The sequence below is a fragment of the Corynebacterium sp. KPL1814 genome, assembly GCF_000478175.1.
In the GTDB taxonomy this organism is placed as follows: domain Bacteria; phylum Actinomycetota; class Actinomycetes; order Mycobacteriales; family Mycobacteriaceae; genus Corynebacterium.
This window is the reverse complement of the sequence record NZ_KI515777.1, coordinates 190881-200746: the sequence shown is the minus strand read 5'-3', so window position 1 is coordinate 200746 and position 9866 is coordinate 190881. Positions and strand designations below refer to the sequence as shown.

The following is a 9866-nucleotide window of genomic DNA, read 5'->3' as shown; positions in this document are numbered from 1 at the left end:
ACTGCGGAAGCTCCCTAACGCGCCAACGAACTGACCATACCCAGTCCCGGGACTTCCGCGCCTTCTACCGCTACGCGGTATCTACAACGTCATTGAACCAGCTCGCTCAGCAACAAGGAATAAGCCGGTGGACTCTCAACCGCCGGTTTGAACCCTTTTGGCTTATCGATATCCCTAATACCCCGGACCCTCACCGAATCTACGACCAAATCTTCATCGACGGCACCTACACCGCGGCAGGCTGCCTGCTTGTCGCAGCAAGCCATGACCACGTCATTGCCTGGCACTGGGCTAAAAAGGAATCCACCGACGCCTATATTCAATTACTTAAAAACATAGCGCCACCGTTATGCGTCGTACTTGATGGCGGACTCGGCGCCCAATCAGCCATCGCAACATGCTGGCCACACACACCAATCCAGCGCTGCCTAGTCCATGCCCAACGCGTAATCCGCCGATACACCACCAGCCGGCCACGCACCGATGCCGGCAAAGCCATCTATGGCCTAGCACTGCAATTAACCAAAATCAGCACCCTAGACCAAGCACGGGAATGGACGAAGAACCTGCATGACTTCGGCCAGGTCTATAAACACTTCCTTTCCGAGAAAACCCTGACCCCTACACACCGCCGCAGGTCCAACCGTAAGTGGGAATGGACCCATTTACGCGTTCGCCAAGCCTATAAATCACTGCGAAACCTTTCGCAGAAACAACATCTATTTACCTACCTTAAGCCACCACCACATGCTCTTATGCCACAGCGTTGGGTAGCAACGACAAACAGCCTCGAAGGCGGAGTTAACGCCCCGCTCAAACGCATCGCTGATGCTCACCGTGGAAGAACAGGAGAACGACAACGCAAAATGCTGGAATGGTACCTGTATTCACAAACACAACTGCCTGACGACCCATTAGAGATCGCCAGGCAGTGCAATTTCGGGCAAGACCAACTCGCCAAAGTCCAAGGCCTTACCCCAGAAGACCACAACACAGCCGACCCGGAAACAGGCCGACCAGCCTTCTACGACAACGCTATCCCAACCGAATACTCACACTCCATAGGAATCAGAAAAGGACCCATGAAATGACAAAAGGCGCCCAACCGACGACACGCCCACCAGACACACATTTTGCTACTTAACCCTGAAACCAGCAAATGAAAACAACTAAACCCCGCACCTTCCGGTGCGAGGTTTAAAACCTGCGTGGAAAAGTGCGGGGGTTTAGTCGGTCTTCATGAAGGAGTGTAAACGCGAAGGTTTACTTAAGCGTTAGCTGCGGTTTCGGTAGCAGCGTCAGCGTTGTCCTTGGAGGACAGGCCCTCGATTACGGAGGACAGGTCCACGGAGTCGGAGTTGGACTCGGAGGACAGCTCAGCAGCGCCCTTGATGGCCTTGAAGATTGCCTCGAAATCGAGGGAGGAGCTGAGGTTTACGAGGGTGTCGAGCATTGGACGTTTCCTTTCGAATTGGCGGAGTGAAACTACAAATCAATCTCTCTGGGTAGCAACCAGTGGCTGCTGTGGTTTCCAGTATGTGCGAGTTAAATACGCCTGCCAAGCCTCTTTTGGATCCTTTGTGAGGTAACTTTTGGCCACCTTTTTATGGCCCTTTGGTGAGCTTTTGGGTATGGCAGAGTTTGTTTCTAAAAGGTGATTCGCTCTTTCCTGACGTGGAAGAGAGGAGCAAGATTTAGGGCTGAGAGCTGGGAAAATAGCATAATTTTTAAGGAGAGTTGAGCCGGCGGGAATAAGATTTGAGTCTTAGTGGTTATAAAGATTGAGTGACACGGGCCCAAGAATTTATGAACGAGTTCGCAACTTCTGTTAGAGTAGCGCACGGACGCAACGAGAAGTTGAGTCACTGACAATCAACTTTATTAACTGCACTCGATAAAAAGGAGAATGAATCATGGGACGCGCAGTAGGTATTGACCTTGGTACGACGAACTCCGTCGTTTCCGTACTGGAAGGTGGCGAGTCCACCGTTATTGCTAACTCCGAAGGCTCCCGCACCACGCCTTCCGTTGTAGCCTTTGCTAAGAACGGCGAAATCTTGGTTGGTCAGTCCGCCAAGAACCAGGCCGTGACCAACGTGGACCGCACCATCCGCTCCGTCAAGCGCCACATTGGTACTGACTGGACCGTCAACATCGATGACAAGGACTACACCTCCCAGGAGATTTCCGCTCGCACGCTGATGAAGCTCAAGCGCGATGCAGAGTCCTACTTGGGTGAGGATGTTACGGACGCCGTTATTACCGTTCCTGCATACTTCGAGGACGCACAGCGTCAGGCCACCAAGGAAGCTGGCCAGATTGCCGGCCTGAACGTCCTGCGCATCGTCAACGAGCCCACCGCGGCTGCGCTTGCATACGGCCTAGAAAAGGGCGAGCAAGAGCAGACCATCCTGGTCTTTGACTTGGGTGGCGGCACCTTCGACGTATCCTTGCTGGAAATCGGCGATGGCGTCGTTGAGGTTATGGCCACCGCAGGTGACAACACCTTGGGCGGCGATGACTGGGACCAGCGCATCGTTGACTGGTTGGTTGACCGCTTCAAGAGCTCCCAGGGTGTTGACCTGACCAAGGACAAGCGCGCCGTACAGCGTCTGCGCGAGGCTGCAGAGAAGGCCAAGATTGAGCTGTCCTCTTCCCAGCAGGCCAACATCAACCTGCCTTACATCACCGTTGACTCCGACAAGAACCCACTGTTCCTGGATGAGACCCTGACCCGCACCGAGTTCCAGAAGATCACCCAGGATCTGCTGGACCGCACCAAGGCTCCGTTCAACCAGGTCATCAAGGATGCTGACCTTTCCGTCGGCGATATCGACCACGTTGTGCTGGTCGGCGGTTCCACCCGTATGCCGGCCGTATCTGACCTGGTCAAGGAGCTGACGAGCAAGGACCCGAACAAGGGCGTTAACCCGGATGAGGTCGTTGCAGTGGGTGCTGCACTCCAGGCAGGTGTGCTGCGCGGTGAGGTTAAGGACGTGCTGCTTCTCGATGTCACCCCGCTCTCCCTCGGCATTGAAACCAAGGGCGGCGTGATGACCAAGCTCATCGAGCGCAACACCACCATCCCGACCAAGAAGTCCGAGACCTTCACCACCGCAGAAGACAACCAGCCTTCCGTGCAGATTCAGGTCTTCCAGGGTGAGCGCGAGATGGCTACCGCCAACAAGCTGCTGGGTTCCTTCGAGCTCGGCGGCATCGCACCGGCACCTCGCGGCGTGCCCCAGATTGAGGTCACCTTCGACATCGACGCCAACGGCATCGTCCACGTGACCGCCAAGGACAAGGGCACCGGCAAGGAAAACACCATCAAGATCCAGGAAGGTTCTGGCCTTTCCCAGGAAGAGATCGACCGCATGGTCAAGGACGCCGAGCAGCACGCTGAGGAAGACAAGAAGCGTCGCGAGGAGCAGGAGCTGCGCAATAACGCAGAGTCCACCTCCTACCAGACCCGCAAGTTCTTGGAGGATAACGAGGACAAGGTCTCTGAGGACACCAAGACCAAGGTCACCGAGGCTGCTGACGCCGTGGACGAGGCACTGAAGGGCGATGACCTCGATGCCATCAAGTCCGCAGTAGAGAAGCTGTCCACCGAATCCCAGGAGATGGGCAAGCAGATCTACGAGGCACAGGCTGCAGAGGGCGGCGCCGAGGGTGCTGGCGATGCCGGCGCCGGACAGGGCGACCCAAACGTGGTCGACGCTGAAGTTGTGGACGAAGACGAGAACTCCGACGACAACAAGGACGGCGACAAGTAATGACTCAGGACAGCGGAATGCCGCAAAACCCAGGCGACCCGGAAAACACGGATCCGGAGGCTACCTCGGCTGACCGCGCTGAGGCTGCCGCCGAAAAGGCCGAGGAAGCACAGGCTGCCAACGACGCGCAGGCTGATGCCTCCGAAGAAGCCGAATTGGATCCCACCCTTGATGCTGACCTCGAAGACGCGCTGGCTGATGTCAACGCCGATGAGGTCGAGGCCGAGGAGGAGGGCGATGAGCCCACCTCCACCGGCGCTGCCACCAACGATGTGGAGGCGCAGTTGGCAGAACGCACCGAAGACCTGCAGCGTCTGAATGCGGAATACACCAACTACCGCCGCCGCACCGAGCGTGACCGCCAATCCGTTATCGAAACCGCGAAGGCAAAGGTCATTAGTGACTTGCTGCCGGTGCTCGATGACCTCGATTTGGCCAAGCAGCACGGTGACCTGGAGGGCCCGCTCAAGGCGGTTGCGGATAAGCTCCGCAAGGGCCTAGAGCAGCACAACCTCACCGCCTTTGGTGAAGAGGGCGAACCCTTCGACCCAGAGATGCACGAGGCCGTGCAGGATTTGTCCTCCGGCGATGAGCAGGTGCTCGGCACCGTGCTGCGCCAGGGCTACCGCGTAGGTGAGAGGCTGGTGCGCAACGCGCTGGTCATCATCGCGGACCCCGGTGAGGATTCCGGCAGTTCGGAAGGCACCGAACAAGCCGATTAATCCGGGAAAAGGGCGCCTTGGGAACTGACTGATTCAACTTCCCCCGGCGCCCTTTTTACTAATTACAACCGATTCTTCTTGAAAGGAGGAGATGCCCAGTGAGCGCTAAACCCGAATGGGCAGACAAAGATTATTACGCGGATCTGGGGGTCTCCTCGTCCGCAGACCAAAGCGAGATCAAGCGCGCGTACCGCAAGCTTGCCCGCGAAAACCACCCCGATACCCACCCCGATGACCCTGCGGCAGCGGACCGGTTCAAGCGGGTTGCGGAAGCATACGATGTGCTTTCTGATGCCTCCGAACGCAAAGAATACGACCAGTTCAAGGCCATGCTGCGCAATGGCGGTGGCTTCGGACGGAACGGAGGCGCCGGCTTTCCCGGCGGGTTTCGATCCACGAACATGGGTGGACAAGGTGCGCAAGACTTCGACCTCTCGGACCTCTTCGGAGGCGCCACTGGAGGATCGTCTCAAGGCGGCGGTTTTGGGGATATCTTCGGTAGCGTTTTCAACCGCAGCGGTAGTGCTGGCCACTCAGCTAAACCGTCGCGGGGGGCCGACGTCGAAACGGAAATAACCCTCGATTTCCGCGAGGCCGCCAAGGGGACCACCATCCCGCTGGCCTTAAGCGGTAACGCGCCGTGCACCACGTGCCATGGCTCGGGTTCTTCCTCCGGCAAGACCTCAACGTGCGGGACCTGCAATGGCTCCGGATACACCTCGGAAAACCGCGGTGCGTTCGGCTTTTCCGCCCCATGCAAGGATTGCGATGGCACGGGCCGCCGCATCACAGATCCGTGCCCAGACTGCAACGGCACCGGAACGGTGCACCGCACCCGGAACATCACGGTCCGCATCCCCGCCGGCGTCATCGACGGCCAAAAGGTCCGTATCGCCGGCCAAGGCGAGGCTGGCCCGAATGGCACCCCGGCCGGTGACCTCTTCGTTGCGGTCACCGTCAAGCCCGACAAGGTCTTTACCCGCGACGGCGACGATATCCACATCACCGTCCCCGTCTCGTTTGCCGAGCTCGCCCTTGGTGACACCATCACGGTTCCCACCTTGGACAGCCCGGTCCGCGTGAAGATCCCCGCCGGTACCCCGGATGGCCGCACCCTGCGTGTGCGAGGGCGCGGCATTGCCAAGCGCGCCGGCAAGGCCGGCGACCTCTTGGTGAGCGTGCAAGTCACCGTGCCTTCCAAGCTCGATGCTGCGGCCTCCAGCGCTCTGCGCACCTATGCACAGGCCGAAAAGGACTCTGGCTTTAATCCCCGCGCAGGCTGGGCCGGCGCGGAGAGCAATTAAGGCAGGAGGTGCATTGCACAATGAGTACTGGAAAGGCAGAAGGTTCCGGCACCGCCGTTTACGTCATTTCCGTGGCTGCCGAGCTTTCCGGGATGCACGCCCAGACCCTGCGCACCTATGACCGCATGGGTTTGGTCTCCCCGGCCCGCACCCGCGGCGGCGGCCGCCGTTATTCGGATCGTGATATTGAATTGCTCCGCAAGATTCAGGCGCTTTCGCAAGACGATGGCGTCAATCTCGCCGGCATCAAATCCATCATCGAGTTAACCGAAGAACGCGACCAGCTAGAGGCCGAACGCGATGCGCTTGCCGATGAAGTCCGTGCCCTCCGTGATCAGCTCGCCGCCGGGCAGCGCGCGGGAGCACAGCACCCCCAAGCGCAGGGGCAGCGCACCCGCGGCGCCCAAGGCCCGCAAGGCTCGCAGGTCCCGGGGCGTTCCCAACGCAGCGGTGAGCTCGTCCACGTCCCGCGGTCTACCTCCGTGGTGATGTGGAGCCCGCGCACCGCGCGCGACCGCAAGCGCAATCGCCGAAACAACGGTGGCCAAACCACCTAATCCGTCCTGCGGACGAGAAACCTCAACTTAAACCCTCCATACCTTTGCCACGGCATAGCGCCTGCACAGGTCTGGAGGGTTTATCTTTGCCCAAGAGTTCCTCGCTCTCTCGGTGCATTCGCGGAGCTCTCTCGGTACTCTCCTCTCGGGCCCCATCGGCCCCACCTTCCCGCGCCTTCTTTTCCGGCCCGATCGGCTCCTACCGTTCCTGCGCCCTCTCGCACCTCGCTAAACCCTCGACTCGGCGGTGGTGCACCCGTACAACCGGACTTTACGCTGTGAAGAAATGTTAATTTCCCACCCCTATTTAGTGCGAAATGCGAAAAATTGCATTATTATGACGAGGAAAGCAGGTGAAATACAACACAGACAAACACCTGTAGTGGCACGGGCCATACCCAACAATGGTCACAGTCGAAATTTCTACACGAGAGGACACCACCATCATGACTTTGTACGCAGCACCCGGAACCGAAGGGGCCATCGTCAACTACCGCGACCGCTATGACAACTACATCGGCGGTAAGTGGGTTCCGCCAGTCGATGGCGAATACATGGACAACATCAGCCCCGTGACCGGTGAGGTATTTTGTCAGGTGGCCCGCGGCAAGGAAGCCGGTGTCAATGCGGCCATCGATGCTGCGGAAAAGGCCTTCGCCACCTTTGGCAAGACCACTCCAGCAGAGCGCGCGCTCTTGTTGCACCGCATCGCGGACCGGATTGAAGAGAACCTGGAAAAGATCGCCGTCGCGGAAACCTGGGAGAACGGCAAGGCCGTCCGCGAGACCTTGGCCGCCGATATCCCGCTGGCCGTTGACCACTTCCGCTACTTCGCGGGCGCCATCCGCGCACAAGAGGGCCGTCTGTCCCAGATCAACGAAGACACCGTGGCCTACCACTTCCACGAGCCGCTCGGCGTGGTTGGCCAAATCATCCCGTGGAACTTCCCGCTGCTCATGGCCTCTTGGAAGATTGCACCGGCCCTGGCTGCGGGTAACTGCATCGTGCTCAAGCCTGCGGAGCAAACGCCAGCATCCATCCTCTTGCTCATGGACATCATCGGAGACCTCCTCCCAGATGGCGTACTCAATATCGTCAACGGCGTGGGCGAGGAGGCCGGTGCGGCACTGTCGGGTTCGGACCGCATTGCCAAAATCGCATTTACCGGTTCCACCCCGGTGGGCAAGCTCATCAATAAGGCCGCCGCGGACAAGGTCATCCCGGTCACCCTGGAGCTCGGCGGTAAATCGCCGTCCATCTTCTTTAAGGACATCATGGATGAAGATGACTCTTACCTGGAAAAGTGCGTCGAAGGCTTCGTCATGTTCGCCCTTAACCAGGGCGAGGTCTGCACCTGTCCATCGCGTGCGTTGGTCCATGAGGATATTGCCGATAAGTTCTTGGAGCTTGCCATCGAGCGCGTCAAGAAGATCAAGATTGGCCACCCGTTGGATACCGAAACCATGATGGGTGCCCAGGCCTCCCAGGAGCAGATGGACAAGATTACCGAGTACCTCAAGATCGGCCCGGAAGAAGGCGCGGAAACGCTCATCGGCGGCCACGTGAACAAGGTGGAGGGTCTCGAAAACGGTTACTACATCGAGCCCACGGTATTTAAGGGCAGCAACGAGATGCGCATCTTCCAAGAGGAAATCTTCGGGCCCGTGCTCTCAGTGGCAACCTTCAAGGACTACGATGAGGCCATCGAGATCGCGAATACCACCAACTTCGGCCTCGGCGCCGGCGTGTGGTCGCGCCAGCAAAACATCTGCTACCGCGCCGGGCGCGATATTCAGGCCGGCCGCGTGTGGGTCAACCACTACCACGACTACCCAGCACACAGCGCCTTCGGTGGCTACAAGGAATCAGGCTTGGGCCGCGAGAATCACTTGATGATGCTTGGCCACTATCAGGAAACCAAGAACATGCTGGTCTCGTATTCGGACGCCCCCGCAGGCCTGTTCTAAACCCACAACTGGCGTTCCCCAACCTGCGCTAATCCGTCCTCGATTCCCCAGCAGCCACCGTGCCCAGCCCGTGCAGGAACTGTGGGTCCTCCCAATAGGACCCGTGGTCCCCGGGCAGGCCATCCGCGCCGGGGAGGGGAGTGGCACCAAAGGACTGGACGGTGGGATCCGGTCCGTGGATCCCGCTCAGTGGCCCCGTCGCGATAGCGATGGGGTCATTGTCATTGGTCGCCGCCCACACGGTGCCGTGCAGCTCGCGGGCATGCTGAGCACTCGTACCGGGGCTTCCCACCAGCACAATATCGGAGGCGATTTCCTCCTCGCGCGCCGCGTATCCAGTCACGACGGAGCCATAGGAATAACCCACCACCGTTCGCTTTGCACCTGGATACCGCTTGCCGATGCCCCGCTGAAACCGCACCAACTTCTGCCCCGCCGCACGCGCGGGATCGGCGTGCACGGCGCGCGGCAGGCTCGATGGCGCCTGGTAGCCCAACCACACGGCGGCCGGTCCACCGCTCGCGGTGGCGATATTGCGGCCGCGGTCCACGGCGCGCTGCCAGGTGGTGGGGTCGGAGGAATGTACGCCTTCAACAAACGTGGTCACAGACGCAGGCTCGGTGCGAAAACCCGCCGGATCCACCAACGCCACCAGCCGGCCGGGGCTTGTCTCCACGATGCGCATATCGGGGTTATTTGCGGCCAGCTGGGCCACGCGGTCGCTGGCCTGGGCGAGGTTGATTTCGTGGATGGTATCGAGGGGGAGATCGGCAAAATCCTCGAGCCGCCGCGGCGGTTCCACCCCGGCGGGCGTGCAGAGGGCGTCGATTTCTTGGGAGCAGAGCCAATCGAGGGCATCGCCAAGCGCACGTACCTCCCGCAGTAGCACGCCGCCGGCCAGTGCGGCGGGCCCAGAAAACTCATCGACCTTGCCCAAAAAGGAAATGATCCGCGCCTCCACCCCCTCGCGCCAGGCCTGCAGGTCCGCGTGCCGGTCAAGCACCTCGATGACCTGCTCCATCTGCCCAAGGGGGCTACTCAGCCACTCGGTCGCCTCCGCTAACCCGGATCGCGCCGCCACGCCCGCGGGCCCACCCAGCGATAGCGAGTGCCAATCGTGGTGCGAGTCCACATAGTGAGTGTGCAGGCCAGAGCGATCCGCGGCGAGCTGCGCGGCGCTGTGGCGCAGGGCAGTCGATAAATTCATCGCGCCCTCCTCAAGCTCGCAGCGAGCGAGGAATCGAGCGCGCCGCTGCGGTCCAGGAAGACGTGGAGGCTGCGCAGGCGCTCGGAAACGGTGGCATCGCTAAGCTGCTGCGTCTCAGACCACTGCGCCACCGCGCGCTGCAGGGCGGCAGACGTCCGGGAAGCCACGCTTAAGCGTGCCCCCGGCATAGCCGCCGCCGGCCGCGCCCTCAACGTGCGTACATGTGCGGGAAGGTATTCAGGAATATCTACATAACTCATGGCCTTAAGCGTGGCCGCTGCGGGCTGTGGCCGCGAGGGCAAAACCGCCAACCTGTGGATAACTAGGTGACGC

At 59.9% G+C, this 9866-nt stretch carries 9 protein-coding genes; 6 read left to right on the top strand and 3 right to left on the bottom strand.

The window, feature by feature from the left end; genetic code table 11:
• Positions 1 to 1091 (top strand): IS1249 family transposase (locus tag HMPREF1257_RS08965; protein ID WP_023024123.1); only part of this gene is annotated, 1091 nt, incomplete at its 5' end.
• 176 nt (positions 1092 to 1267) lie between these two features.
• Here HMPREF1257_RS08965 and HMPREF1257_RS08960 read toward each other — a convergent pair.
• Positions 1268 to 1453 (bottom strand): hypothetical protein, encoded by a 186-nt coding sequence (locus HMPREF1257_RS08960; RefSeq protein ID WP_023024121.1) that lies wholly within the window; start codon positions 1451 to 1453, stop codon positions 1268 to 1270.
• Between the two features lie 460 nt (positions 1454 to 1913).
• Here HMPREF1257_RS08960 and dnaK point away from each other — a divergent pair, with 460 nt between their 5' ends.
• From dnaK to HMPREF1257_RS08935, 5 genes are all read left to right on the top strand, one after another.
• Positions 1914 to 3776, top strand: coding sequence for a molecular chaperone DnaK (gene dnaK / locus HMPREF1257_RS08955; RefSeq protein WP_023024115.1), 1863 nt, complete (start codon positions 1914 to 1916; stop codon positions 3774 to 3776).
• Positions 3776 to 4498, top strand: coding sequence for a nucleotide exchange factor GrpE (gene grpE / locus HMPREF1257_RS08950; protein ID WP_034659552.1), 723 nt, complete (start codon positions 3776 to 3778; stop codon positions 4496 to 4498). The genes dnaK and grpE overlap by 1 nt, the downstream gene beginning before the upstream one ends.
• Positions 4499 to 4596: 98 nt before the next feature.
• On the top strand, positions 4597 to 5802 hold the full coding sequence (dnaJ, locus tag HMPREF1257_RS08945; RefSeq protein ID WP_023024112.1) for a molecular chaperone DnaJ: 1206 nt from the start codon (positions 4597 to 4599) through the stop codon (positions 5800 to 5802).
• A 20-nt stretch (positions 5803 to 5822) separates the two neighbouring features.
• A complete protein-coding gene (locus tag HMPREF1257_RS08940) occupies positions 5823 to 6359 on the top strand; it encodes a heat shock protein transcriptional repressor HspR (RefSeq protein ID WP_023024110.1) in 537 nt (178 codons plus the stop codon).
• Between the two features lie 446 nt (positions 6360 to 6805).
• A complete protein-coding gene (locus HMPREF1257_RS08935) occupies positions 6806 to 8326 on the top strand; it encodes an aldehyde dehydrogenase family protein (protein ID WP_023024107.1) in 1521 nt (506 codons plus the stop codon).
• A 28-nt stretch (positions 8327 to 8354) separates the two neighbouring features.
• Here the strand turns inward: HMPREF1257_RS08935 and HMPREF1257_RS08930 are convergent, their stop codons facing one another.
• Entirely contained in the window at positions 8355 to 9533 is a 1179-nt protein-coding gene (locus tag HMPREF1257_RS08930) for an alpha/beta hydrolase (RefSeq protein WP_023024105.1), read from the bottom strand.
• The gene (locus HMPREF1257_RS08925; protein ID WP_034659553.1) at positions 9530 to 9793 is read right to left on the bottom strand and encodes a hypothetical protein; all 264 of its coding nucleotides are present in this window, start codon (positions 9791 to 9793) and stop codon (positions 9530 to 9532) included. Before HMPREF1257_RS08925 ends, HMPREF1257_RS08930 begins: the two co-directional genes overlap by 4 nt.
• Between the last annotated feature and the right edge of the window lie 73 nt (positions 9794 to 9866).

Coding starts and splice junctions, on each gene's coding strand:
- dnaK (WP_023024115.1), top strand. CDS start 1,914: ATGGGACGCGCAGTAGGTATTGACCTTGGTACGACGAACTCCGTCGTT.
- HMPREF1257_RS08925 (WP_034659553.1), bottom strand. CDS start 9,793: ATGAGTTATGTAGATATTCCTGAATACCTTCCCGCACATGTACGCACG.
- grpE (WP_034659552.1), top strand. CDS start 3,776: ATGACTCAGGACAGCGGAATGCCGCAAAACCCAGGCGACCCGGAAAAC.
- HMPREF1257_RS08960 (WP_023024121.1), bottom strand. CDS start 1,453: ATGCTCGACACCCTCGTAAACCTCAGCTCCTCCCTCGATTTCGAGGCA.
- HMPREF1257_RS08935 (WP_023024107.1), top strand. CDS start 6,806: ATGACTTTGTACGCAGCACCCGGAACCGAAGGGGCCATCGTCAACTAC.
- HMPREF1257_RS08940 (WP_023024110.1), top strand. CDS start 5,823: ATGAGTACTGGAAAGGCAGAAGGTTCCGGCACCGCCGTTTACGTCATT.
- HMPREF1257_RS08930 (WP_023024105.1), bottom strand. CDS start 9,533: ATGAATTTATCGACTGCCCTGCGCCACAGCGCCGCGCAGCTCGCCGCG.